Annotated in this window: 21 protein-coding genes, 1 tRNA gene and 3 pseudogenes; 14 read left to right on the top strand and 11 right to left on the bottom strand. The window is 60.7% G+C overall.

Translation table 11 applies throughout. The annotated features are described in order from the left end of the window. Position 1: 1 nt before the first annotated feature. The 5 genes and pseudogenes from ERC79_RS08435 to ERC79_RS08420 all read right to left on the bottom strand — a co-directional run bounded on the left by ERC79_RS08435 (position 2) and on the right by ERC79_RS08420 (position 2,855). Positions 2 to 100, bottom strand: coding sequence for a DUF3024 domain-containing protein (locus ERC79_RS08435; RefSeq protein ID WP_242676862.1), 99 nt, complete (start codon positions 98 to 100; stop codon positions 2 to 4). Between the two features lie 82 nt (positions 101 to 182). Then, positions 183 to 512 carry a HigA family addiction module antitoxin gene (locus ERC79_RS08430; protein ID WP_347563594.1) on the bottom strand — a complete coding sequence of 110 codons (330 nt, stop codon included), beginning with the start codon at positions 510 to 512 and terminating at the stop codon, positions 183 to 185. Continuing rightward, positions 495 to 653: pseudogene (locus tag ERC79_RS23375) on the bottom strand (type II toxin-antitoxin system RelE/ParE family toxin); the annotation flags it as partial. The pseudogene ERC79_RS23375 and the gene ERC79_RS08430, both read right to left, overlap by 18 nt. A 608-nt stretch (positions 654 to 1,261) precedes the next feature. Continuing rightward, a complete protein-coding gene (locus tag ERC79_RS08425; RefSeq protein ID WP_131577337.1) occupies positions 1,262 to 2,329 on the bottom strand; it encodes a BtrH N-terminal domain-containing protein in 1,068 nt (355 codons plus the stop codon). 1 nt (position 2,330) lies between these two features. Then, complete coding sequence (locus ERC79_RS08420; RefSeq protein ID WP_131577335.1) at positions 2,331 to 2,855, bottom strand: PadR family transcriptional regulator; 525 nt, start codon at positions 2,853 to 2,855, stop codon at positions 2,331 to 2,333. A 113-nt stretch (positions 2,856 to 2,968) separates the two neighbouring features. Between ERC79_RS08420 and ERC79_RS23700 the strand changes: the two genes are divergently transcribed. The 3 genes from ERC79_RS23700 to ERC79_RS08405 all read left to right on the top strand — a co-directional run bounded on the left by ERC79_RS23700 (position 2,969) and on the right by ERC79_RS08405 (position 5,337). Beyond that, positions 2,969 to 3,091: a hypothetical protein gene (locus ERC79_RS23700; RefSeq protein ID WP_278249726.1), complete on the top strand. Its 123-nt coding sequence runs from the start codon at positions 2,969 to 2,971 to the stop codon at positions 3,089 to 3,091. 294 nt (positions 3,092 to 3,385) lie between these two features. Beyond that, positions 3,386 to 4,636 carry a histidine kinase gene (locus ERC79_RS08410; protein WP_131577333.1) on the top strand — a complete coding sequence of 417 codons (1,251 nt, stop codon included), beginning with the start codon at positions 3,386 to 3,388 and terminating at the stop codon, positions 4,634 to 4,636. Between the two features lie 65 nt (positions 4,637 to 4,701). Next, on the top strand, positions 4,702 to 5,337 hold the full coding sequence (locus ERC79_RS08405) for a response regulator transcription factor (protein WP_242676860.1): 636 nt from the start codon (positions 4,702 to 4,704) through the stop codon (positions 5,335 to 5,337). Here ERC79_RS08405 and ERC79_RS08400 read toward each other — a convergent pair. From ERC79_RS08400 to ERC79_RS08385, 4 genes are all read right to left on the bottom strand, one after another. Continuing rightward, on the bottom strand, positions 5,288 to 6,112 hold the full coding sequence (locus ERC79_RS08400; RefSeq protein ID WP_131577329.1) for a CPBP family intramembrane glutamic endopeptidase: 825 nt from the start codon (positions 6,110 to 6,112) through the stop codon (positions 5,288 to 5,290). The two genes, ERC79_RS08405 and ERC79_RS08400, sit on opposite strands and share 50 nt — an antisense overlap. 230 nt (positions 6,113 to 6,342) lie before the next feature. After that, a complete protein-coding gene (locus ERC79_RS08395; RefSeq protein ID WP_131577327.1) occupies positions 6,343 to 6,624 on the bottom strand; it encodes a hypothetical protein in 282 nt (93 codons plus the stop codon). Positions 6,625 to 6,654: 30 nt separating this feature from the next. Next, positions 6,655 to 7,104 (bottom strand): DUF2511 domain-containing protein, encoded by a 450-nt coding sequence (locus ERC79_RS08390; RefSeq protein ID WP_165497059.1) that lies wholly within the window; start codon positions 7,102 to 7,104, stop codon positions 6,655 to 6,657. A 26-nt stretch (positions 7,105 to 7,130) separates the two neighbouring features. Continuing rightward, positions 7,131 to 8,183, bottom strand: coding sequence for a DUF1524 domain-containing protein (locus tag ERC79_RS08385; protein WP_131580885.1), 1,053 nt, complete (start codon positions 8,181 to 8,183; stop codon positions 7,131 to 7,133). A gap of 844 nt (positions 8,184 to 9,027) precedes the next feature. Here ERC79_RS08385 and ERC79_RS08380 point away from each other — a divergent pair. After that, the gene (locus ERC79_RS08380; RefSeq protein ID WP_131577323.1) at positions 9,028 to 9,480 is read left to right on the top strand and encodes a hypothetical protein; all 453 of its coding nucleotides are present in this window, start codon (positions 9,028 to 9,030) and stop codon (positions 9,478 to 9,480) included. Between the two features lie 536 nt (positions 9,481 to 10,016). On the opposite strand, the gene ERC79_RS08375 is transcribed toward ERC79_RS08380, so the two are convergent. Beyond that, positions 10,017 to 10,090 (bottom strand) — tRNA-Gly (locus ERC79_RS08375). 159 nt (positions 10,091 to 10,249) lie between these two features. On the opposite strand from ERC79_RS08375, the gene dcd reads away from it, so the two are divergent. From dcd to ERC79_RS08330, 10 genes and pseudogenes are all read left to right on the top strand, one after another. Beyond that, complete coding sequence (gene dcd, locus ERC79_RS08370; RefSeq protein ID WP_131577321.1) at positions 10,250 to 10,831, top strand: dCTP deaminase; 582 nt, start codon at positions 10,250 to 10,252, stop codon at positions 10,829 to 10,831. A gap of 817 nt (positions 10,832 to 11,648) precedes the next feature. Then, the gene (locus ERC79_RS08365) at positions 11,649 to 13,172 is read left to right on the top strand and encodes a sugar transferase (protein ID WP_131577319.1); all 1,524 of its coding nucleotides are present in this window, start codon (positions 11,649 to 11,651) and stop codon (positions 13,170 to 13,172) included. A 292-nt stretch (positions 13,173 to 13,464) separates the two neighbouring features. Further along, positions 13,465 to 13,944: pseudogene (locus tag ERC79_RS23825) on the top strand (glycosyltransferase family 4 protein); the annotation flags it as partial. Between the two features lie 111 nt (positions 13,945 to 14,055). Then, positions 14,056 to 14,625: a glycosyltransferase gene (locus tag ERC79_RS23370; protein ID WP_242676779.1), complete on the top strand. Its 570-nt coding sequence runs from the start codon at positions 14,056 to 14,058 to the stop codon at positions 14,623 to 14,625. Beyond that, positions 14,622 to 16,118 carry a lipopolysaccharide biosynthesis protein gene (locus tag ERC79_RS08355; RefSeq protein ID WP_242676859.1) on the top strand — a complete coding sequence of 499 codons (1,497 nt, stop codon included), beginning with the start codon at positions 14,622 to 14,624 and terminating at the stop codon, positions 16,116 to 16,118. Before ERC79_RS23370 ends, ERC79_RS08355 begins: the two co-directional genes overlap by 4 nt. Continuing rightward, positions 16,115 to 17,254 carry a polysaccharide pyruvyl transferase family protein gene (locus tag ERC79_RS08350; protein WP_131577313.1) on the top strand — a complete coding sequence of 380 codons (1,140 nt, stop codon included), beginning with the start codon at positions 16,115 to 16,117 and terminating at the stop codon, positions 17,252 to 17,254. The genes ERC79_RS08355 and ERC79_RS08350 overlap by 4 nt, the downstream gene beginning before the upstream one ends. After that, a complete protein-coding gene (locus ERC79_RS08345) occupies positions 17,251 to 18,609 on the top strand; it encodes a hypothetical protein (RefSeq protein ID WP_131577311.1) in 1,359 nt (452 codons plus the stop codon). The genes ERC79_RS08350 and ERC79_RS08345 overlap by 4 nt, the downstream gene beginning before the upstream one ends. Positions 18,610 to 19,205: 596 nt before the next feature. Further along, a complete protein-coding gene (locus ERC79_RS22975) occupies positions 19,206 to 19,850 on the top strand; it encodes a glycosyltransferase family 4 protein (RefSeq protein WP_165497057.1) in 645 nt (214 codons plus the stop codon). A gap of 117 nt (positions 19,851 to 19,967) precedes the next feature. Then, positions 19,968 to 21,233: a UDP-glucose/GDP-mannose dehydrogenase family protein gene (locus ERC79_RS08335; RefSeq protein WP_242676778.1), complete on the top strand. Its 1,266-nt coding sequence runs from the start codon at positions 19,968 to 19,970 to the stop codon at positions 21,231 to 21,233. Positions 21,234 to 21,505: 272 nt separating this feature from the next. Further along, a pseudogene (locus ERC79_RS08330) lies at positions 21,506 to 22,058 on the top strand (transposase); the annotation flags it as partial. Positions 22,059 to 22,452: 394 nt separating this feature from the next. Here the strand turns inward: ERC79_RS08330 and ERC79_RS08325 are convergent. Continuing rightward, positions 22,453 to 24,306 carry a DUF4012 domain-containing protein gene (locus ERC79_RS08325; RefSeq protein WP_131577304.1) on the bottom strand — a complete coding sequence of 618 codons (1,854 nt, stop codon included), beginning with the start codon at positions 24,304 to 24,306 and terminating at the stop codon, positions 22,453 to 22,455. Between the last annotated feature and the right edge of the window lie 132 nt (positions 24,307 to 24,438).

The following is a 24,438-nucleotide window of genomic DNA, read 5'->3' as shown; positions in this document are numbered from 1 at the left end:
TTCAGCCCCAGAAGATCGGGCCGCCGCTGCGGTCGATGTGGTCGAGCAGATCCTGAACGTAGGGGCTGGGCGCGAGTGGGTCGTACCGGTGGAACTTCAGGTTCCGGTCCCGCCAGTACAGCGTCCACAGCGGCTACTACCGTCCGGGCATGCTCATCGGGTGAGAACCCACGATCGTCGGTTTACGCGCTCAGCGCCAGTGGGGTGATGGCGTCCAGCTGAGGCGCGAGGCGCTCGCGCTCGACATCGATGTCGTAGCGGTCCTGCAGGTTCATCCAAAACCGCTCGCTGGTCGAGAAATACCGGGCCAATCGCAGGGCGGTATCCGGAGAGATGCGGCGCTTTCCGTGCACACTCTCGTTGATGCGGCGCGGCGGCACTACGATCGCGACAGCCAGGTGGTGCTGGGTGATCCCGAAGGGCTTGATGCACTCCTCGTTGAGGATCGCGCCCGGTGTGATGATGTCGAAAAGTGGTTCATCCTGGGCGTTCATGGTCCAGACGAAACAGATCCGCCATTGATCGTTGATTCGGATGCTGTGCTGTCCCTTCCGGTCTCCTTCCAGCTTTTCCAGCCGGTTCTCTGGCGGAACTCGAAGGTCGTTGATGTCGTCCACGGCGTCGAGGATCAGCAGCTTCCGGTATGCCGATCGCTGAACCTCCGGGCCGAGTTGGCGGCTGTGGCGACGACCCCATCAAGGCGATCGTCCTAATGAAGGAGCTTTCCCGCAACACCGTCCGTTCGGCGCTCGCCGCTGAGGGTCCTCCGAAATACCAACGCGCCAAGGCTGGTTCGATCGCCGACCCCTTCGAGTCCCGCATCCGGGAGTTGCTGAGACAATTTCCGGCGATGCCTGCGACCGTGGTCGATGCCCTTCATCCGCACGGATCGGGGGACGGTATGGAGCAGTGCGAGCGTTCTGGGGCTTCGCGCCGGGCGAAGTCGATTCCTCTGCCAGCGTGCCGGATACCGCCTTCAAAAACGCATCCGCGCACTCGCAAAAGCTCCCGCGCAGGAGGTAGTTGATCCCCCGTTTGCAGGTCATCGCAGACTGTGTCTACGAAGATGTGAGGGAACGAGCGGTTCGCACTCCCGGTGTGGCGGCTCGGATGCACCGGGATATCGACGGCGACCCCTGGTCGAGATCGGATTGTCCGTTTCAGGAGTCGACTGAGAAGGCATCAAAAGTGTTGTGCGCGAGCATCACTGGACGTGGAAAGTCGGCTCGCTGACAATCGGACGGATATCCGCATGTTGCGTTCATGAAAGTCCGATCGATTGGACCGGCTCGGGCATATTCAGGGATCGGAGCGCAGTCATCGCGGAGGTCTCGATCACCGCGATGTCCAACAGTTGCTCGCTCGCTTCGGCCAGGAGTTGCGAGTTCTCTGTGGCGCCCGCGCGCTCGATGAGCTGCGCGACGCTTGTCCACATCTGTGCCGAGTCGGCGAAGCACTGCCTCCCCTGCATGATGAACTCCGCCTCCGGTCTCCCCCCAAGCAATTCGAGGCACTCGGTCAGGAAGTCCCGGTACAGATTGCGGAACAGTGCGCCTCCGGTGCCTGCCCGTTCCATCAGCGTGCCGATGACAGCGAGATCACGTTTGGGGTCTGCGACTCGATCGAGCAACGAGCGTATGCGCGTTGCGGCCGTACGAATGCCACGATTGCCTACGTTGGAAATCGGTGGAGTGAGGAACTCCTCCGCGCAGGCTGTGATCGCGGAGATGGTCGCCGGGACGAGCTGCTCAGCGTCGATGCAGGACGCTGGGCCCTCCACGGTGAACGAGCGGTGCCGGGCCGACATCGGCCCCCGTGCGGCTCGTGCCCTGGCCAGGCTCTCCAGGCTCGTCGACACGCGGCTGCCTTGCTGCGCGGTATCCACCAGGTAGGCCCTCTCGTCGTCATAGCCGTACATGGCGACGACGTGGCCGGCGAAGTGTACTCGGGAGCCGAAGTAGTCCAGGTCGTGGCTGTCGAGCTGCAGGCCCACCGGGATCCCCTCGTCGATCGACGCCCGCACCTGGTCCCACGCCTTCCGTGCGGAGGTGGTCTCCTGTGTCCGCAACTTCAGGCCAAGTCGTGTGGTCAGGTTCTGCGTGAGGGCGAAGGGCTTCACCCTGCCGCCGAGAAACGGCAGCTCCTGCTTCTTCGAATCCCAGTAGATGAACGACAGTCCGCTCCCTAGCCCGAACAGCATGGGTTCAGAAAGCTCGACTCCGGCGTGCTCGAGGAGCACGCCTAGCGCCGTCGTCTCGCAATGCAGCCCGCCGACGGTAGGGATTCTGTCAATGATCGCCTTCTTGTTGTGCGGCCTGAGTTCGCTCATATCAGTCACCGGATACCTGGACTCGCTCTGCGAGCCACGACCTTTCTGCTTCTAGGAGACAGAGGGAGTAGGAGAAGACTTCGCGGGCGGAAGCCGGAAGGGGGGCTTGCCTCTGCTCGGCGTTCATGACGGATGCGATCCTGGCGTCGATCTGCGTCAACCTGCTGCGCAGTGCGTCGTCGTAGGACTGCTCGGAAAGCAGCGGCAGGTTGGCCAATCCGACGAGGACCGGATGCGGAACCGATCGGAGAACGGCGACATAGGCAAGAGCCTCGCTCGCCGCAGCGTGCCGACCTTCCTCGGTTGCTCGGAACACTCGTCGTGACCTCGCGCTGGAACGTCCTTCTTCGGCACTGACAAGGCCACGCTTCTCCAGCTTGGTCAGCACGTAGTAGATCGACGAGAAACCGATGTCCGTCCACTCCCGGATACCGCGCTGCTCGATGACTTGCTCCAGGTCGTAGCCATGCCGAGGCTGCTCGACAACCAGGCCCAGGACAGTCAGCTCCGCGGCAGTCAAACCCATTGGCTTATTCTAGTACTAGAATATGTAGATAGGTCAAGCGGCGAAGTGGGATCGGGCACGCCGTCGATCCGGTGAACTCTGACGCCGCTTCTCCACAACATCCACCCGACCGTGTGAGCGCGATCGACGCGGTGGGGCTGACACCGGGTAGCCAGGCGATGAGCCCAGGGCTGGCGCTGAGCGCCATCAGCGCCAATAGCCAGCGTGATCGCAGCGTCGTCGTCATCGCGTCGTGAGTCGTGTCCCGCCCGGAGTCACCACCGGTCGCCCGCGTCCTGGGCCGCGGGCCCCGCACCATCGACGCGTTCCTGCAGGAACACCTGGGCCGCTTCCGCCGATCGCGTGCCGTGCGCGAGGTGCGAGCGCGTCCGTCGAGGTGTGACAGGCCACAGACATGCGAGTTTGGTGTGGTCGAGTTGGAGGCCGTCAAAGTTCGGTGATGGTTGTGGCTTGTCGTGGAGGGCGGATGTGTCCCTACACTGCGATCACTCACATTCATTGGATCACCGGAAGGTCGAACGGAGTTTCTTGTGGAGCGACCTGATGCCCTGGCGGCCACCGCCTATCGCTGGGGTCGCGACCATGCGTTGCTCCTGGACTCGATGTTCGCCGGTGTGCTGCTTGTGTTGCTGGGCACGGCGAGCGTATTCATCGCGGGATGGCCGGGCCTGATCGTCGCTGGTCTCACGATCTTCCCGCTCGCCGTGCGCCGCCGATGCCCGACTCTTGTCCTGGCGTGGACCCTGGCGATGTCGGTCGTTCAACTCATCTTCATCCCGATCCCGCTGCCGGGCAATGTCGCCCAGGCGATCGTCGTCTACACCGTAGCCGCAAACGTTCCGTCACTCGGCGTACGGTTGTTCACGCTCGCTGCCGCGCTCGTGGGCAGTCTGCTCGCCGGGTTCAGGTGGAGCACCCCGCCCGCCTATGTTCAGAACGCGCTTGGAGCGGCGGCAGTGCTCGCGGTGCTTGCTGCGCTCGTGTGGGTCATCGGGAATCTTGTGCGAGGGCGGGAGGAAAACCTGCGCCAGCTCGGCAGTGCCGTCATTCAGCTCGAGGAGGGGCAGCGGCAGCTCGAACGATTCATCGCGCAGCGTGAACGGGTGTCCGCTGCCCGTGAGATCCATGACATCGTCGCGCATTCACTGACTGTCGTCATCGTTCAAGCGGACGGCGCCGCTTACGCCGCCGAGAATGCTGCCTCCTGGCACCGCACCGAGGCTCGCGACATCCTGAGCGTTATCGGCGGAACGGCGCGTTCGGCACTCGCCGAGGTGCGCGCCGTCGTAGACGTGCTCCGTGACGTGGACGCGCACGATGTCGACACCGAATTCGCCGCGTCGCACATCGGCCAGGCCACGGGCGCGGAGCTGCGGCGTCTCGTCGACTCCGTTCGTGCTGCGGGCCTGCCGGTCGAGTTCCACAACCATCCCGCAACCTTCGACACCCTCCCGTTCCGGCTGAGATTCGTTGTGTTGCGCGCGGTCCAGGAGGCGCTCACGAACGTCCTCAAACACGCGGGCTCGCCGGTGAGCGCCCGCGTCGCCATCGAGTACACGCCGGACGCTCTCCGTGTGCGTGTCGACGACGACGGACCAGGCCAGCACGGTGCACGCGCCATGGGTTCTCAATCCGGCTGCGGGCACGGACTCGCCGGCATGCGAGAACGGGTTCGCGAGCTCGGCGGGGAGTTCTCGGCCGAGCGCCGTCCGGTGCGAGGATTCGAGGTCACAGTGGAGATTCCGTTGGATACCGTGGTCGGCGAGCGGAGCGCATCGTGAGCGTGGGTGCGACGATCCGCGTGTTCCTCGTCGATGACCAGGAACTCGTGCGAACGGGGTTCACGATGATCATCGATGCGACGACCGGTATGAGTGTTGTCGGCGGCGCTGCTGACGGCGAGGCCGCTCTCGAGGCGCTCCGGCGACCCGAGTGCCGGTCCGACGTGGTGCTCATGGACATCAACATGCCTGGGATCGACGGCATCGAGGCGACTCGCAGGCTGCTCGCCGCGCCCGGCGCGCCGCGCGTGGTGATGCTGACCACCTTCGACACCGAAACCCTTCTGGTCGAGGCGCTTCAGGCCGGAGCATCGGGGTTCCTCGTGAAGGACGCCGGCGCGATGGAGCTCGTTGCCGCCATCCGGGCGGCGGCGGCGGGCGAAGCTCCGATCGCGCCGAGATTGATGCGACGACTGGTCGATTCGTTCGTCCTCACCGCGCGGGCACCACACGAGGGCCCGACGGGACCTCCACCCTGTGATACGAGCCTCGACACCCTGACCGCCCGCGAGCGCGAGATCCTGGCGGCTGTCGGTCTCGGCCTCACCAACTCCGAGATCGCCGTGCGATTCCATGTGGCGGAGTCGACGGTGAAGACCCATCTCGGCTCCGTTCTGCGCAAGCTCGGCCTGCGGGACCGTGTGCAGGCCGTCATCCTCGCCAGGACTGTTGGAGGAAGCGCTCCGAAGGACGCGGAGTGACCGTCCTCGCGCGGAGTGCGATTGCGAGTGCACATATCAGGGTGCCGATGAGTACGAACAGGCCGGTGTCTCCGGCGAGGTACTCGTTCACGAGGACGGGTCGGTCTGTCGTGATCGCGTAGGTCGCGAGGACGGCGAACGTCGCGTTGTGCGCGAAATGCGCGAGTACGGCGGGCCACACACTGTCGGACAGCAGGCGCAGGTAGCCGAACACGAACGAGAAGGCGATCACGCTACCGCTGAAAAGCGTTAGTACGATGAGACGTTCACCCTCGGCGTGGTAGGACGACGTCAGGAGGATGTACGGAAGGTGCCAACCGATCCAGATGACACCCACCGTGAGCATCGCCCACCGTTTGCCGAGAAAGGCGAGGCGCGGTTGCAGGTATCCGCGCCAACCGATCTCCTCGGCGAAGGCGAGGATCGGGCCGGTGATGCACAGCACGAGAGTCGTCTGGAGCCAATCTCCCGACAGCATTGTGAAGCTCGCGGCGCCGACCCCGACGACGCCGACGATTGCCAGCGCCGACACACCGGCCGTGGTAATCAGTGCGAGCGGCCAGTATCGGAGGCCCAGCTTGCCCATGCCCAGACGGCGCCACCCGGCGCGTCCGTAGCCCTCTCGGGTGACGACGAGCAGCATGACCAGCACCGCGAGCAGTGGCGAGATCGCGAGGACCAGGCCTTCGGCGACGTTCGCGGTGCAAAGCGAGATCGCGAGGACCAGGATGCTGAAGATAATCGCGGAGGTGCGATCGGAGAGGCGTTCGAACACGCGGGGACCTTCTTTCAAGAGACCGACCGACCAAGCCTCATCGAGCGGGCGCCTGGAAACATCCACCCCGGATCGGGTCTTCACGCGTCGACGGCGGCCGTCCTCGCACCACGGGTCTAGTACCCCGAGATGAGACTCGGCAGCACTTCCTCTGTTCTGAGATTCCCCAAAGCCAGTGGGCCCTGCGGTCGTGGCGTCGATCCGAGTGGGCCCGATTCTGGAGATCAGCCTTAGTCGAGTGAGGCTGGCTGATAGTCGCCGTACAGCCCATCGTCTTTGCCGGCGAGGTACTCCTGGTGTTGTTCGTCGGCACGGGCGGACAGGGCCGCGTTCTCGGCTTGCCTCTTCGCAGTCTGTTCCTGGTGTTTGCGTACCGCGGTTGTGATGCCCGCATATGCGCCCCAGATCACTAGGCACACCGCGGCGAACCCGACGATCCACTTCCAGTACGCGAACACCAAGCCGAGCACGATCAGGATCGCAATCCCGCCAGCCTTACTGTTGCCCTTCACGATTCCCCACCTGATTCGATCGCCACCGCGCTAGCAGAGTTTCAAACCCGCATTGATTACCGGACCCAGGTTGGCTTTCAGACCGGATCCGCTGGACGCCCAGATTTCGTTGATGTCGTCGAGGCCGCCCGCTTGCTTCGCGGCACCGTTGAGGGCATACATGGTCCGGTTCGCTGTGAAGGTTACGCGCGATGGCGAGGCACACATGAGAGTGCCTTCATCGACGGTGAACGGCCACTCGCCGGACCAGGTGTCGCGGGTGATGTAGCCCGCCGGCATGTTCCGGCCCGAAGGGAGATCGCGGGCCGTCGGTGTTGCCGCCGGCGTCGTCACAGCAGCGCGAACTGGCGCGGTCACATCAACCGTGGTTTTCGATGGGGTCGTGGATCGCGGCGCGGGAATGGCGTCCGAGTCACTGTCTCCACACGCGACAGCAGTCAGTGCGACGGCCACGGCGACGAGCGCGAAGGTCTTTCTCACGCTGAGCCTTTCGAGGAGAGGAATGTTCATTCGCAAGCGACCCCGTCACCGTCGCGGTCGAGTTTGCTGCTGTAGCCGGGCTGTCCGGCGTAAATCGGAGCAGCGTCGGCTGCTCGTGCTGCTGCGCAGTTCTTGTAGTAGACGCCGCCACTGGGCGCTGGGGCAGGAGCCGGGGCTGGGTCCGGCGCAGGCGCGACCAACGGCGCCGGAGCCGGAGCTGGCGCCTGCGCTGGTTCGGGTGAGACCTGGGGGCGGGCTGGCCGGTTCGAAGCGACGGCGGTCGGCTCAGCCACTGCAGGAGCTGTCGCCGGTGCCGAGGCTGGGGCCGTCGCCCCGCACTCGCCGAGCACGCGGGCAATCGCGTCCCGCTCAGCTTCCGTCACCCACAAGCTATAGGCGGATTTCACCTCGACTTGACGGGACACGTACGTGCACCGATAAGCCTTGTTCGACGGCAACCAAGTCGCTGCATCACCATCTGACTTCTGCTGATTCGCTGGCCCAGCGACCGCCTGGAGGTTGCGGGGATCGTTCGCGAAGTTGCGTCGCGTCACCTCATCCAGCTGTTGGGCGCCCTTCTGCCACGCATCCGACAGGGCCACAACATGATCGATCTGCACCACAGTGGACGTGCCCTCGCCGCGCGTGAACGCGATCTCAGTGCCCGTGTAGGCGTCGTTGAGCGTGCCTGTCACGACGGTGCAGTTGTTTGAGCCCGGCTTCACCGTGATGTGCGTCAGGTCGCGGCGAAGAATGTCATTGCGAGTGTCGCAGCCGTTGTGACCGCCGTCGACCGACACGTCGTCCGTCCACGCGGATCCGAACAGTTCCTGGCCGTACCCGGTCTTTGGTGCGCGTCCCTTCACTGGCAGTGTTCCAAGGGCTGCGAGTGCCGTGTTGGCCTCTTCTCTGGTGGTCGCGCTTGCGGGCTTGGCGCCAGCGGTCGTGGTGGTGGGCGCAGCCGTCGAGGTGGTTGTCGAGGTTGCGGTGGGGTTGGTGTCCGCTGTCACGTCGTCGCCTCCGCATGCGCTCAGTGCTGCGATGGCTGCAACAGCAACTGATCCCGCAATCAACGACATGCGAGTGCGCTGCCCGCGAGTCCGCTGTGGGCAGGGTTCAGTCGGAAAGGTGATCGGCATGGCGAATTCCTTCGTCAGGGCGGGGGCCAGCGCCACGCACTGAACCGGAAGCGAGTTTGCAGCGCCTACCCCGACGATGGCGCGAACCGCTATGTCTACCAGGCTCTCCCGATTGTCGTGTCGGGAACCTCAAGAGTTTCAAATTGCACTTGAGTACAGAGTTTCATTGGCGGACAAGGATCCGGCAAACCCGCCGACAGCGTGGTGTCGGCGGGCGGCGGATGTGAGGTGGGCAGCGTTGCGGCGCTCGCGGCCGGTTGCTTGCGCCGCCGGTTGAGCCAAATTCCACGACCGCAGGGACTGATCCGGCCGCTGTCGATGGCGTTCGCGATGGTGCGCCGGTACTCGAGTTCCTGCTTGGGGGCGCGGCTGGGCGGTCATGTCACCCCACCAGCCCGGTGAGCTTTTTGCTCGCGGGAGGGTTGGCAACCGCGATGGCCGACACCGCGTACGACTAGCTCACGGCGTGACAACTGATCGCGACCGCATGTTTGCGGGGTACGCCGTTCTCGGTGGTTTCGAGTGCCCTGCCGGATCAGGCTAGGATCCCAGGGCTACGCGCTGTAGGTGCGCGTGACATTTCCCGGGGGGATTCCATAATGCTCGATCGATCGGCCTTGTTCTCGCGCGCACTAACCCTGCTCGCGATCGGCGCCCACTAGATATTTGGGCGACTAACCTGTCGAGTCCAGTTCGCCAACGTCTGCTGACGTTCACTGTCCTCGGAACGAGCACGCTCAGTGACACATCCCCGAATCATCAAGTACCAATGAAAGGAACAACGTTGCGCAAGATCGCTGCCGCTGTCGTATCCGCGGCCGCCGCCACTGGGCTGGTCCTCGCCAATGCGGGTACCGCCCACGCCATCACAGACCGCTTCGGCGCAGGATGGTGGCACGTCCATGAGGACATCTACACCGGCATCTACGAGGCCCAGAACCCCAGCGATTGGCTCACCTGCCGGGTCAGCTTCTACAACAAAGACATCAACCAGGTTGGACACCACGAAAGTGTGAACCAGCGTGTTCGCATGACTGTCGGGTGGAACGACCACATCGTCAGCACCTCGTCCGGCTGTGGGATGTGGACGCGCGTGGGCGATGTGCCACCGCCGCCTCCGATCGACTATGTCACGCCCCTGCTAGTCGTTGGTGGGCTCGGTTCGGCAATGGTAGGCAGCACCATGCTCCCAGGCCTCATCAGCATGGGAATGATGGGATCCGCTGCCGGGTACTGACCGATCGTTGGTCCGGGGTCTGGATGTGGGCCACGGACCAATAGGATCGCTTTCGAAAATACCGCTGATGAAACCTGCCGGCGGTGTCGCCGTCGCTTCACCCTGCTGGTCGGGTTCACCCTCGCAGCACTGAACTTGCTCAATCTGTACGACTGGTATTCCAAGCGTGAGCGTCTCGATCCGTGGGGCCGGTTCCTTGGTGACCCGGAACCGGCGCGCACAACCTATAAGCGGCCGCATCGCATCACCTCCCGGCGCCGCGAAGAATCTTCGGTGTCCACTTGAGCCGGTAGATAGTCTCCCCGCACCACGGCGAAATCCACGGATTCCGCGGCTCGACCTCGACCGCATCACGGGAGTTGCCCGTTCAAGGCGGCCGTGAGCGTGCACGCGGCTCACCTCGCCCTGAATTCAGGCCGGAGCTCGGCCGAATTTGTCGAGGCGGGCGGAGTTGTGGGGGAATCGAATGCCGATTCCGTCTGAAGATTCAATAGGTGAACACAATGGGCGGGTGAACACCCTCGTCGCGTCGTAGATGGAGCCGATGACGGGAATCGAACCCGCGTATTCAGCTTGGGAAGCTGATGTTCTACCATTGAACTACATCGGCACGCTGGGCTTTTGCGGTGATCTGATCATCGCGCCCTGCAAGCGGCAACTGTAGCAGAACGCCCCGGACGAGTTCCCGAAGTGGCCCCGAAAGTGCTCTGGATGTGCTGAATGGCGAGGTCCGCGCCTGCCGCCGAGTCGGCCCCGGTAGCCTCCTCCTGTGCTGCTCTCCGATCGTGACATCCGTGCCGAGGTTTCTTCCGGACGATTGGGCATCGACCCATTCGAGTCGGAGATGGTGCAGCCCTCGAGTGTGGACGTGCGGCTCGACAGCCTCTTCCGTGTCTTCAACAACACGAAGTACACCCATATCGATCCGGCGCTGCGCCAGGACGAGTTGACGACGCTGGTCGAGCCGGCCGCGGGTGAACCGTTTGTGCTGCACCCGGGAGAGTTCGTGCTGGGCTCGACGCTCGAGGTGTGCTCGCTGCCCGACGACCTGGCAGGTCGGCTCGAGGGTAAGTCGAGCCTCGGGCGCCTCGGTCTGCTGACCCACTCGACGGCGGGATTCATTGATCCGGGATTCAGCGGACACATCACGCTCGAACTCTCGAATGTGGCGAACCTTCCGATCACCCTCTGGCCGGGGATGAAGATCGGCCAGCTGTGCCTGTTGCGGCTCACGAGCGCGGCGGAGCATCCCTATGGCAGCTCGGCCGCTGGCTCGAAGTACCAAGGGCAGCGCGGGCCGACTCCGTCCAGGGCGTATCTCAACTTCCCGACGCATCCGAGCGTGCACTGAGCCGGATCCATTTGCTCGCTCGCCGAATGGCCGGTTCGGGGGCCGTCCGGTGTAGTCGAGTGGCGTTGCCGCAGTCGCTAGGCGTTGCCTAACGGTAGAATGGTTGAAGTTTCAGGTAAATTTTAGCCTTGCTCGCCGGATCGTGAACCGCGGTCCACAAACCGACCATTATGTGTTGTTCATCACATTGAATTTCTGTTCAGTTCGTGGCCTCCGTGCTGCCGGATCGCGTCTTGTGCATCGATTCAGCGCGCGGCGCGAATCGGGAGAGAGCGCGCCGACGCCGACGCCGAGGTTTCGGGTCGGATGTGCGCTCGCGCCGACGGCGCTCGAGAGTCCTGCGGCGGGGATGTTGTTGCAGGTCTGTGCAGTTACTCGGGAGTAGTACCCGCGGACCGTAATCTGGCCGCAATGTCAGCCGTCCAGTCCTTTTCTCGCGATTGGGTTGTCAGGGTGTCAGCTATGTGGACGGATGTCCAATGCAAGCCGGTTTGGTCCTGGACGTACGCCCATCTCACGGGGCCTCTCCTACAGCTTTTGGCGAACACAAAGCCGTGCTAAAAACATTCCATACATCGGAGGATGCACTGGCAGTTCGCATCCGACGCACATCTGCTCCAGCGGTCTATTGACGGTCTTGGGTCGTCAGACCCGAGGTGTACGGCCGCCGCGGTGGTTGTCGCCTTCGGGCTCCGAAGTCGGGGGATCGGGGTGGATTGCCCGTGCGGCGGACTCGCCTGTCGAGTAACGCGGTGCGGGTTCAGCTTCTCGACCCGTCGGGGGTCATTTCATGTGAGTGGTCGATGGAGGTGCAGGTATGACGGCTTCGCGTTACCTGGAATCAGGGGCGGGACAGCAGATCGAAGCGGGGTTCCCTCCGCTACAGCTGCTGAATCAGAACCCGCCGCAGCACAATTCGCGCAGTCTGTGGCAGCGGTGCTATGTCAACAGGCTCGTGGTGCTGGACGCCGCGGTTGTGTCGCTGGCTGTCGGTGCGGCGCAGATCGTTCGATTCGGAATGGGATCTGAGGTCGTCACTGCAGGCCTCAGCTACACCGCGACATCGGTGCTATTGGCCGGTCTGTGGATGGCACTTCTGGCGATCCACCGCACGCGGTCGACGCGGGTAATTGGAGCCGGCGCCGAGGAGTACCGCCGTATCGGCATCGCAACATTCCAGCTGTTCGGGCTCATCGCGATCATCAGCCTGCTTTTCCGGGTCGAGATCGCCCGCGGGTACCTCGCTATCGCCTTCCCGGTGGGCCTGCTCGGGCTCCTGGCCGGACGCTGGGTGATGCGGAAAGTGGTCACGCGTATGCGTGCTCGCGGTGATTGCACCACGTCGGTACTCGTCGTCGGAAGCCGTCAGTCGGTCCTCACAATGACGCGAAACTTCGAACGCGAAGCCGGGTCGGGATATCGGGTGGTCGGTGTCTGCCTGCCAGGTCGTGGTTTCGGGGACGAAGAGCACGTAGTGGTGGATGGACGTGAGATTCCGGTGCTCGGCAATGAGTACTCGGTGGTCGATGCCCTTCAACGAAGCGGTGCCGACACCGTCGTCGTTACGGCTACCGAGCAGCTCGGTCATGATGGAATCCGCAGTCTCGTCTGGGAACTGGAGCCGTATGACATCGATCTCGTAGTCGCTCCGGGTGTTGTCGATGTGGCGGGTCCCCGGCTCGTGATGCGTCCGGTGGCCGGATTCCCGCTGATCCATGTGGAGAAGCCCCGGTATCACGGCGCCAAACGGTTCGGAAAGACCGCTTTCGACGCGTGCTTCTCCCTGGCTGCGCTGATGTTCGTGTCGCCGGTGTTGCTGGTGGCGGCGATCGCTGTGAAGGCGACGAGCAAGGGGCCGATTCTCTACAAGTCGGAGCGAATCGGTCTGAACGGCAGGTCGTTCCAGATGCTGAAGTTCCGCACCATGGTCGACGGCGCAGACAAGCAGGTTGCCGCGTTGTTTGGTCAGAACGAGGGCTCTGGCGTCTTGTTCAAAATGAAGCATGACCCGCGTGTTACTGCCGTCGGCAGGTTCCTGCGCAAGTACAGCCTGGATGAGCTTCCCCAGTTCGTGAACGTTCTGCGTCGTGAGATGAGCGTGGTGGGTCCTCGTCCGCCGCTGCGGCGCGAGGTCGAGGCATACGACGGCACTGTTCGCCGGCGGATGCTGGTGAAGCCGGGGCTCACAGGGCTGTGGCAGGTGAGTGGCCGCAGTGACCTGTCTTGGGATGAGACTGTGCGCCTGGATCTTTCCTATGTCGAAAACTGGTCAATGGTTGCCGATATGCTGATCATCGGCAAAACACTTAGGGCGGTAGCGGTAGGCCGGGGCGCCTACTGATATCTGGTAATGGTCGCCCAGAGCGTAAATCAGATAGAACACTCCCGAAAAAAGGCAAACCTGCATGGTGGTCATAGTCGGAGTATTCAGTGGAGCTACTTGTCTCATTCGAACCGCGCATTCAGCAGATGATGTGTCGAGCGATCGGACCGCGCAATTTGGTCGGGACTGGTAGCAGTACCTCGCAGCGGCATGCGGCGAGAGAACGCAGATTTCATCAAGCGCCGCATGAGGCGGGAGGTCCGGCAGCTATGGGGAGTTACATCGTGACGAGGGTCAATGGACGGTGTCTATGGCGGGCTTGATTGTGCATGAATGGATCGAGGCAAACGGGGGCGCGGAACGAGTGCTCGATTCCATGGCATCTACATTCCCTGATTCTGACATCTTTTGCCTGTGGAACGACGCTCCCGGACGCTACCCAAAGGAGAGGGTAAGCGAGTCACGCCTGGCTCGGTCGCGAGTTCGCCGAAGTAAGGCACTCGCACTGCCATTAATGCCGAACGTATGGAGTAGCGTCGATATCGAACACCATGACTGGGTCCTGGCGAGTTCGCATCTCTTTGCGCATCACGTCGGCAGTCGGCGGGGTAGTAGGGCGACCACGGTCTTCGCCTACGTGCATACTCCAGCACGGTACCTATGGGAACCAGAACTCGATAGTCGCGGGAAGCACCCGCTTGCACAAATCGCAGCGAAATATTACCGGAATCTGGATCGGAGACGTGCTGCGGAAGGGGTGAATTTTGCAGCAAATAGCAACTTTGTGCGGAAGAGGCTAGCGGACTTCTGGGACCAGGAAGCAGAGGTAATCCCGCCGCCAGTCTCGGTCAGCCACTTGCAGTCAACGAGCCGATGGGTAGACTCTCTCAGTGGAATCGACATGGAACGATATGAACGTCTCCCAGAAGAGTTCATTCTAGGAGCTTCCAGGCTAGTCCCGTACAAGCGACTGGATACGGTTATTGACCTCGGAAACCGAGCGGGTGTTCCCGTTGTTATAGCGGGCGGCGGCCCAGAACTAAACCGGTTGAAGTCGCAAGCTGCTGATGCGGGTGTTCCGGTGTTCTTTTTGGAAGACCCCAGCGATGTTCTACTGTATGCAGTATTCCAAAAGGCATCGGTATACGTATTCCCTCCGGTCGAGGACTTTGGAATCATGCCAATTGAGTCGATTGCGCTCGGCACCCCCGTCCTCGTCAATACTGAAGGCGGAGCCTCCGAGAGCGTCGCACGACTTAGAGGCGGATTGGTTGTAGAAGACTTCAGCAGCGTGGAGGCAATAACGAAGTTGCATGAAGCTATTGAGCAAGATATGACGAACGCCCGGGCGCAAGTTGACTACTATTCAGCGGAGCAATTCGCCACGCGCCTAACATCGTGGATGGCGCCCTACCTCGGAAGCCTTCGTGGAGACGGCGCTCTAGGACACGGGGACGCGCCTTGTCGGTGAAAGCCACTGCGATACGTGGCGGCGCAATCACGATCGTGGCGCAATTCCTAAGGATACTAATCCACTTTGGTTCGGTCGTAATTCTCTCACGCCTGCTGGATCCCGGAGACTTCGGCCTGTTCGCCATCGTCATGTCAATCGTAGGCGTATCCGAAGTGATACGTGATCTTGGATTGTCTGCGGCAGCACTGCAAGCCGAACGCCTGACTCAGAAACAAAAGTCAAATCTGTTCTGGATCAATACGGGCGCCGGCGCCGTCTGCGCAGTCCTAGTAGTAGCTATCTCCTTCCCGCTTGCGTCATGGTATGACGACGACAGACTCACCATGCTCTGTCAGTCCACGGCAATAGTCTTTGTGCTAAACGGGATTTGCACCCAATTCAGAGTTGAATTGAATCGCGACCTGAAATTTCAAAAGCTAGGCCTCCTGGATACCCTGCCGCTTGCGCTAGGATTGGTGAGCGCGATTGCTGCCGCAGTCCTTGGACTCGGGTACTGGGCGCTACCAATACAAGCTATCACGGCTGCCATTATCGGCCTCGCTCTCGCTGTTGCAATGGCGCACTGGTGCCCGAGTAGACCCTCATACAGAAGCGAAACGGTTGGGCTTGTAAGGTTTGGTTTGGATGTAAGCGGAACCCAAGTGATCGGCTATCTGACCAGGAACATAGATACCGCAATAGTGGGGCTGGTTTCTACAATCCAGACCGCCGGTGGCTACAACAGATCCGCCCAGCTCCTCTTGGCTCCAGTAAACCAAATCAGCGCTCCATTGACCCGGGTAGCGCTTCCTGTCCTTTCAAAGATCCACCGCGATGGTGACCGGTTCGAATCGGCCCTAGTAAAGTCACAAACCATTTCCTGCTATGCCGTCTCGACCATATACCTCGTGGCAGCTGCACTCGCTGTGCCGATCGTGGACATTTCATTGGGTAGAAATTGGGGATTCATAGCTCCAATTTTCGCTGTGCTCGCGATCTCCGGGATATTTAGGGCGCTAAATCAGGTTCTGTATTGGGGGTATTTGGCCTCTGGTCAGACACGGAAGCTACTCGTCAATTACGTCATATTCCAGCCCATTATCGTTATAGGCGCCGTCGTTGGTTCGCGGTATGGCGCGCTTGGGGTCGCATATGGAGTGGCGTGCGGAAGTGCGGTTTACTGGACAGCTTCTGCGCTCAAGATGAAGAGGGATTTGTCGCTTCACTCATATTCAATCCTGACCGGCGCGGTCAGATCCGTAGGATTCTTCGGCGCACCTATCGCCATTGGAGCGAGTATTGCCTCCAAACTCTCCACCGAAACATGGACATCGCTTCTGTTCGGACTTGCAGGGGGAGTATGTGCGGCCCTCGTATGCGTGATACTGATTAAGTCCGTGAGACGTGACCTCTCCTTGCTATTCAATTCCGGAAGGACACTTTTGCGTAAGGAGTCTTCCTCACAGAACTCCAGACCATCCACTACGGAAGGTGTTGAAACATCGATATGAGTTCCGGATCTTTGCCTGACCAGGAGATTTATATCTGGGCCACAGGTCAGTCAGACAACGTTGGCGACTCAGTGCTGCGTCGTGTCTACATTGACGCCTTGCGCCCGTTCGGCATAGTCGCGGTGTGGGTGGGCAAATCAGGCGCCGGATATACCGCAGGACTACGATTGCAAGACTGCGATCAGTTGTACGAGAGCTTCTTTCGTTGGATGTTCGGGATCTATCGGTCCATGCTTAGAGGTAAGCCGACGCTCGCGATCAATGCCGGCGAATTTACCCTGACGCGGCGATACTTCCTTTGGGGCTTATTCCTATTTCCAACGGCGGCATTAATAAGGCTTCGAGGAGGTAATGTTCTCTGGTTGGGCGCAGCGATACCAGAACGGCGAAGACTATTAGGGCTTCCATACCGACTCATCGCAAGAGTCAGCCATATTCTACGGTGGAGAGAGCCGGAGTCCTCAAGTATGCTTTGCGAGGCTCCCATGATGCCAGACTGGGCGTTCGCAAGCGCCACAGAAGATTCCAGTATCGCGCAAGTTGAAAGTACAGTTCAGAGAGAATTTATCGCTGTGTCTGTGCGGTTCGATCGATCATTTCCGTCGAATAATTGGATAGAAGCTGTTCAATCGCTTGCGGTGCGTCACAACAAGTCGATTGTTTTGGTTCCTCAGGTTCAACGCGATCATATTCCAGCGCGCAGAATCGCCGAAATATTGGGAGCGCAGGTTATTGAATGGCGGAATGATAACCATGCAGATCAGGAAGCGATAGTTCGCAGTTGGTACCGTAGGTCAGATATGGTTATTAGCGATCGGCTTCATGCACTGATTATTGGCATGACAGAGGGCGCCGTTCCGCTTGGCTGGACGGAGGTCGCAAGTGGTAAGATTCTTCGCCACTTCTCTGGGCTAAATATGCCGTGGGTCGGTAGTTCGGGAGACAAAGCTGCAGATCAATTGCAGGGGTTGTCACCAGCGCTTCTAGCGGATTTGCGCCAGCAAACTATCGAGAATTTGGACCGAGCATTGTCGGGCATCCGGGATGCCCGAAGCTCAATAGGAATCGTTCTCCTTCCGGGCGTTCGGAATTACTCGGATTGTGTTGAAACTGGACCCGAGAAGGTCAGCGGATGACAGTCATTGGGTTGATCTTCGTTCCCCTGTTCCTCTACTGCCTGGCCGTTGACCCGCGCAAGTTCCCATGGGTGTTGTCAGCATGTGTTCCGTTTCCTCAAACGGCGGCACTGTATATTTCGGGCTCTGGTGTGAGCCCATTCTACGTCGGGATCATATTCCTGGCGCTTCATATGATGTTGCGCCACCTCGGAATTGCTCTCTACCCTGCCGTGAACCGTGAAGATGTTGGCCGCCGTGCGCCGATGGTGAGCTTCGTTTTGTTTGCGACGTACTCGCTTTTGATCACTGCCGTTGGTCCATGGCTTTTCCGTGGATCGCCAGTTTTCGCCGCGCGTGGCGGAATTGACAACCAGTTGGGCGCCGATGGATCCAGTACGGAATTGAACTACACGATCTCAAATGCAGCTCAGGCTGTTTACCTTGTGCTAGGTATCATCATTGTCGCCTATTTCGTCAGGCTGAATCACGTCAATCCTCGAATATTTGAGTTAGCAATCGGAATAGGACTGGCGCTGGCGGCGGCTCGTTATGCCCTGGGATCTGCTTGGCCGGCCGACATTTTTGATAACATGCCAAATATTCATTATGATGTGTACGGAAGCCGATTGAGGGGGACCTTTGCGGAGCCTTCGGTGTTCGGGGTATTTCTCGGCGCATCGGTCGCTTATCTGGTCAGCGCGCTAACGCGGTCGCGTGGAGCAATGACATGGGCATACATAGCCGCGCTCGCCTTGGCGCTTCTTGAGTACGTATTGTCCTATTCTGGCACGGCATTCATCTCCTTGGCTGTGGTAGGGGTTATTGCGGTGATCGCCTTTGCTGTCCGTGCCCGGGCTACTACTGGAAAGCTAGCCGGTCCTGTGTTTGTTGCGGCGTGTGCTATTCCAGTACTCGTTGCCGTGGCGTGGCCGGCGCTAGTAGATGTGACGACTGGGCTGACTTCACAAAAGCTTGAGAGTGAGTCGTTCTTCTATAGGAGTCAGGGTGACATTGAGAGCCTCCGCTTGTTTGTCGATACAATAGGATTGGGCTTGGGCCTAGGAAGTAATCGGCCGTCGAGTCTTATTGTGATGATGCTCAGCTGTGTCGGCGTGGTCGGGACAGTAGCTTTTGGTGTCGTATTGAGCCGCGCAATCCGTGGAGGACTGCGCATGCCAGCCCAGCGAGCCAGTGTGTGGGCATTGGTCGCAACAGTAGTAGGGCAGGTTGCTGCGAAACCCGACCTTGCGATGCCGGTTATGTGGCTGCTGCTAGCGATTTGTCTTCATTGCTGGAACAAAGTGAAGCTGGCGTCAGATACTGCATTTTCGACAGAGTTTGTTGCAAAACAAAATAGCCTACTCCGAGAATAGTTGTTTCGAAAAGCTGTATGTTCGATTGGCATGTTGAGGCTATTTAGTGGCGCAGGAGGAGATCGAGGGTGAACAGAGTTTTTAGTGCCTGGCGAGTCACTAGGCGTCTCGGCATCCGGCAAGGGGCGGCAGCAAGCGCTGCACCGTCATGGATCTTTGTGAGTCATACGGCCTCACCGGGAGGTGCAGAACTTGCACTCAGTCGCTATCTGTTAAGGAGTGAGCTTAGAAATAAGAAGCTCCTGACATTAGAGAGCGGTTCGACGTGGAGCGGACTCAATGATTCCGATGTTGAGATTATGGCTCCGCTTGATGCATCTATTTGGTCGAGAGTGCGATTACTTGTGCAGGCATTGCGCGGAGAATCGTGTCAGGTCGTAGTTGCAAATTCTATGCGTGCGGCGCTGTACTCGGCAATCTGTTGCCCGCGGTCGTCTATATTGATCTATTGGGTTCGTGACGGGCTTTCGGAATCGAGTGTGTCTCGTGTTGGATTGCTCCTGACCAAGCTCATCACCATGCGACGTGTAGATGCATGCATTGCAAACTCTCAGTGGACCGCTCGGTCTGTGCACGCGGTTAAGCCGGGAATTCCCATGCGAGTTGTGCCCAGCCCCTGCGGAATTGAAGCATCTTTTCCTCTCTCCGACGAGATGGAATGGGATCGCTTTAGATCCGCTGAGGTCAGGATTCTCTTCCTTGGAAGAATTTCGCATTGGAAAGGAGTTCATGTTGCTATCGAAACGGTGAAGATTTTGAACGAAGCTGCGTCGGACTGCGTCTACAGCCTCGACATCGCGGGTGCGGCCCTGTTTGGAGAAGACGAGTACTTCGCTGCGATTCAGGAGCTTGTCGCAGGAAATGACAACGTGCGCTTGCTTGGGCATGTTGACCAGGTGGCCGAGCTCCTTCGAGGTTACGATGCCCTATTCCACTGCTCGTTGATTCCTGAGCCTTTTGGCCAAGTGATCGTACAGGGTATGTCGGCCGGGCTCGCGGTGTTTGCCACGCGAGGCGGGGGTCCCGACGAGATCATCAACGACGGTGTGGATGGTGTTTTGGTGCAGGCTGGTGATTCCGCCGCCTTGGCGGAGCGCGTTTTAGAATTGTTTTCGCGTCCAGATCGCGTTCGTGTCCTAAGGCACGCGGCGAACCGGTCGGCAGGCCGATATTCGGACGAGGTTGCTGTGAGAGAAATTGATTCGGCCGTTCGGGAGCTTGTTCATCAGGTGAATGTCTAACTCTCGTCAAGAATACTGAATTCTGTTCCGATTTCTTCACTAACTAATTAGATTGGGGTTTAGGTGCGCATATCTGTTTTCGGGACTGGCTACCTCGGTGCTACCCATGCCGCCTGCATGGCGGAACTTGGGCATGATGTTCTTGGTATCGACGTGGACGCGTCGAAATTGTCCAAGTTGGAGGCTGGAGATTTGCCATTCTACGAGCCCGGCCTCGAAGAAGTTCTGAGAAGGAACGTAGCGTCCGGTAAGCTCCGCTTCTCGTCTTCGTACGACGATGCTGCAAGCTGGGCTGATGTGCACTTTATTGGCGTGGGAACGCCTCAGAAGAAGGGTGAACATGCGGCGGACTTGCAGTATGTGCACGGTGTTGTTGACAGGCTTGCGCCGCTGCTTGTCGAGTCCGCTGTCATCGTTGGAAAGTCGACAGTTCCCGTTGGTACCGCGCATGAGCTTGGGGTGAGGGCTCGCGCACTTTCCCCGGCGGGGACAGCTGTCGAGGTGGCGTGGAATCCTGAGTTTCTGCGGGAAGGATTTGCGGTTCAGGATACGTTGCGTCCCGATCGATTGGTTCTAGGTCTTGATGTTGAAAACCCCGGTGTAGCGGAGTCTGTTGTTCGGAATGTTTACTCTTCACTTATTGAAGATGGCATTCCGTTCATAGTGACTGATCTAGCCACTGCGGAGCTTGTAAAAGTATCCGCAAATGCTTTTCTTGCCACGAAGATATCCTTCATCAACGCAATATCTGAATTGTGTGATGTGGCCGGGGCGGATGTAACCGTCTTGGCGGACGCCATTGGTATCGATGAGCGAATTGGCAGAAAGTTTCTGAACGCTGGAGTTGGCTTCGGAGGTGGTTGTCTACCGAAGGATATTCGTGCATTCATGGCACGTGCGGGAGAGCTCGGGGCCGACAAGGCCCTAGCCTTCCTTCGGGAGGTAGACAACATCAATATGGGCCGGAGGACGCGCATGGTTGAATTAGTGCGGAAAGAATGCGGCTCGCTTGTGGGTGCGCGAGTAGCGGTTCTGGGTGCGGCGTTCAAACCCAATTCTGATGATGTGCGGGACTCGCCTGCCCTTAATATTGCCGGTCAGATTCAGCTTCAAGGAGCGACTGTCACGGTCTATGACCCGAAGGCAATGGAGAATTCTCGGGCAATTTTCCCAACCCTCGATTACGCGACATCTGCGCGAGAGGCATGTAGCGGTGCGGATGTCGTGCTTGTGCTGACAGAGTGGAAGGAGTTTGCTGAACTACGTCCCTCGATACTGGATCCGCTCGTGAGGAGGAAGCTCATTATTGACGGGCGAAACTGTCTAGACCCGAGTGTTTGGCGGAGTTGTGGCTGGCAGTATCGGGGTATGGGACGTCCTTAGTCTTGGTTTTCTCGTGCCATCGGTGCCGGCCTGAGCGGTTTTGGATTGGGTATTTGGACGGGGGTCGGCGAGGGCTCGGGCAAAGTCAAGTAGTCGCACGTCATATCAGATGTTGCGAAGTGGGTCGGTCGGCCGGTGTGGGTTGCGGCTGTGGCGCCGTAGTCCGGGCGGACGTACCTCGGCGTCGGTGACCGACTGGCTCGATGCTTGGGAGAGGCGTGGACGGCGCAGATCACCCGCGTCGCGATCGACATGTCCGAAGGCCTTGTGGATACGACGCTGAAGGGCGCGTCCGAGAGGGGGCTTGGGTTGCCGAGCCGACCGGTCCACTCGATGTTTCAGGCTGGCCGAAGCGATGCGGGTGGTCGTCCGGAAAGAACGTCCGCACCACGGTGCGGAGCTGAGGGTCTCCCACCACGACGGGCTCCGGCTGACCCGGTTTTTCACCATCACCGCCCACGGCCATCTGCCGGATCTCGAGCTGCGGCACCGGCGTCGGGCCCGCCGCAAGGACAGCATACGAACCACGAAAGAGTCTGGCCTGCAGATCTTTCCGCGACGTGGATTCGATTGGAACCGGATCTGGCTGGCGATCCTGCGGCTGGCCTGCGAGTTGACGGCATGGACGCAGATGCTTGCCTTCGGCGCCGATCTGGCCCGGGGGTGGGAACCCAAACGGCAACGGCTGCGGGTCTTCTCCATCGCCGGACGGATCTCCCGCAACGCACGCCGGACACACCTCGGGCTGTCCGGGCGCGCGCACCACGCGTCGACCTACTGGCGACCGGACTCAGACACCTCGCGGCGCTGCCGCCGCCGCCCTGACCAGCATCAACTGGCACAATCGGAACGAAGGGGCCACCCACCCGCATTCGGGGCCATGGACCCTGACTCCACCCGACCGAGTCGGGCACTCGCTTGTTGGCCGATGGCCGGATCCCCGGCCGAGGTACACAATCCGAAGCAGCTCAGGTCCTGCACGCGGGACTCAAGGAGGATCGAAGTTAGATCTAGCTAACGGTTATGCGCTCGACGTCGAGGTGGTTGCGTCGATTGAGACTCCCGTTCGCAAACGGTGGGCCTCGGTGATAGCCGAAAAGGACCCCACAGCTGGTTCTCCGATTGTGGAACCAACGGCCCGACGTACCGTGTACCTGTTTGAAGCTGTCGCCACACGCCCCGCTGCGCCGCATGATCCCCGGGGCTGACGGCACCACGATTATTGGCTACACGTGGTGACCTGAACATCGAGGGGAACTGCCCCCACCAACGCCTGCACCGGCACCCGCGCCTCTCCCGCCACCGTCGGCTCCGTCAGCTCGTACTTCACCTCGACCGTCTTCCCCTGCCGAATCTGCGTTTGAAGATCGAACACCGGATGTCCCCGCTCGGCACCGGTGAACGCGAACGCCGGCTTGCCGTCGACGGTGACCTTGTTCAGCTTTGCGCCCTGGGTGGCCACCAACGACAGGTTGGTGAGGTTGGTGCCGATGGGTGCGCCCATCGGGTTGTCGAACATGCCCGCCACGTACTTCGTGTAGTCGCCGGGGGGCAGTGTGTTCGTGAGGCGAACCGTCACTTGTGATGTGCGCGTGTCGGCCTCGCAGCTACCGGCCGTGTACTCGATCTCGCGCTCCAGGTAGTAGTCCAGCTTGTTGCCACCCAGGTTGTTCACCACGACGCCGGCGTAGGGCGCCGGATCATCGGGGACCGTGTGCCCCAGGGCGGTGCCTTCCAGCACTGCCTGCTCGGCCGGGTTTGCGCTCCAGACGGCGATGCGCCCCTCGCTTGCCGCGCGGCCCAGCGCCTCGAGCAGTCCCTGCGGGTTCGAGATCTTGCCGGTCATCTTCTCGACCACCTTGGCGGCGACGGTCTGCAGGTACGCCTTGCGGGCGTTGTTGTCGTTTGCGAAGCGGGCGTAGGCCGTCGACTCCGTCAGCTCGACGACGTTGTCGGCGGTGATCTTCTCGCCGTCCGGCATCGTCACCGGACCGACCACCGCGAGGATGTAGCTGAGCGCCACCGGGTCGGTCGCGATCGCGCCGTCCACCTGCCGGCCCGATTCCTGCGCCCACAGTGATCGCCAGATCTGCGCGGCGTATGGAAAGTGCGAACTGACGTTGCTGTTGCGGAAATCTGTTGTGGGACGACTGTGTCCGTACTGCTTCTCGAAGTCCGGCCCCAGGTCGATCGGCTTCTTGTCGTCGATGGACAGTTCCTTGTTGCTGCCCAGATCCTCCAGGCGGATTGTGCCGTCGACGGCTCGGAACTCCCCGAATCCGCCGAGCAGGCCACCGGTTCCGCGCGCCTCGGCGTTTGTCTGGAAGCCGATGAAGTAGCTGCGGGGACCGTCGGCGCCGAGCATCGCCGGCGCGATGTCGGCTGCGGTCGAGACGTTTCCGAGCAGCCCCGACAGTTCCGCGGTCTGGTCCTGTAGCTGGATGCGTGCCGTGTCGACCGCGCCCAGGAACGAGCTGTCGACGGCCTGCGCTTGTGCAGCCAATGCGGCTGCAGCCGCAGCGGTATCGGCGAGGGCTGGCGCGGCGTCACGCAGGGGTTGGAGGTTGATTCGCGCACCGGCCTCAATCAGCTGATCGGGCGACATCGCAGCACCTGTCGTAACCGCCGGCATCAGCACGTCGGAGGTGAGGCCCTGGACCACATCGGCGATCTGGCCGGTGGTCTTCAAGGGCCCTCCCAGGCCCGGGATCGCAGCAGCCAGACGCCATCCGGCCGATCCGGTCGCGTCCTGGGCGCGATCGGCATATGTCACCGCATCACGCGCCGCCACCGAGGCCGTGTCGGAGTTACCCGCCAGTAGTGCGTCTTTGGCCTGCGTCGCGAAGTCGCGCGCGCGTTCGAGATTCGTCTTCACCTGCGTCGCCTCGTACGCCACGTAGCCGCCCCACGCGAGGAGGGCGACCGCGACGCAGGACGATCCGATCACGATGCGGCGGCGTCGGTTTCGGGCCTGTATCGCGGTCTGCGTGCTGCGCCGCCGCCTGGTGCGGCGGACGGTGGCCGCGCCGTCCGTCGTGGTCGGTGCGGTTTCTTCCGAATCGATCTGCGCCACGCGGCGAACCCCCTTCAATCGTCGTGCACGTGCAGGCTATCCCGAGATGGAATAGGGCAATCGTCCAAGTGGTGGGACGCGCTCGGACAAACTAGGTTAGGGAAGCCGGATCCAGACTTATAGGATCGGTAG

It is taken from the genome of Rhodococcus sp. ABRD24, from assembly GCF_004328705.1.
Lineage (GTDB): Bacteria > Actinomycetota > Actinomycetes > Mycobacteriales > Mycobacteriaceae > Prescottella.
The sequence above is the reverse complement of the archived record's forward strand: the minus strand, read 5'-3'. Positions and strand labels throughout refer to the sequence as shown.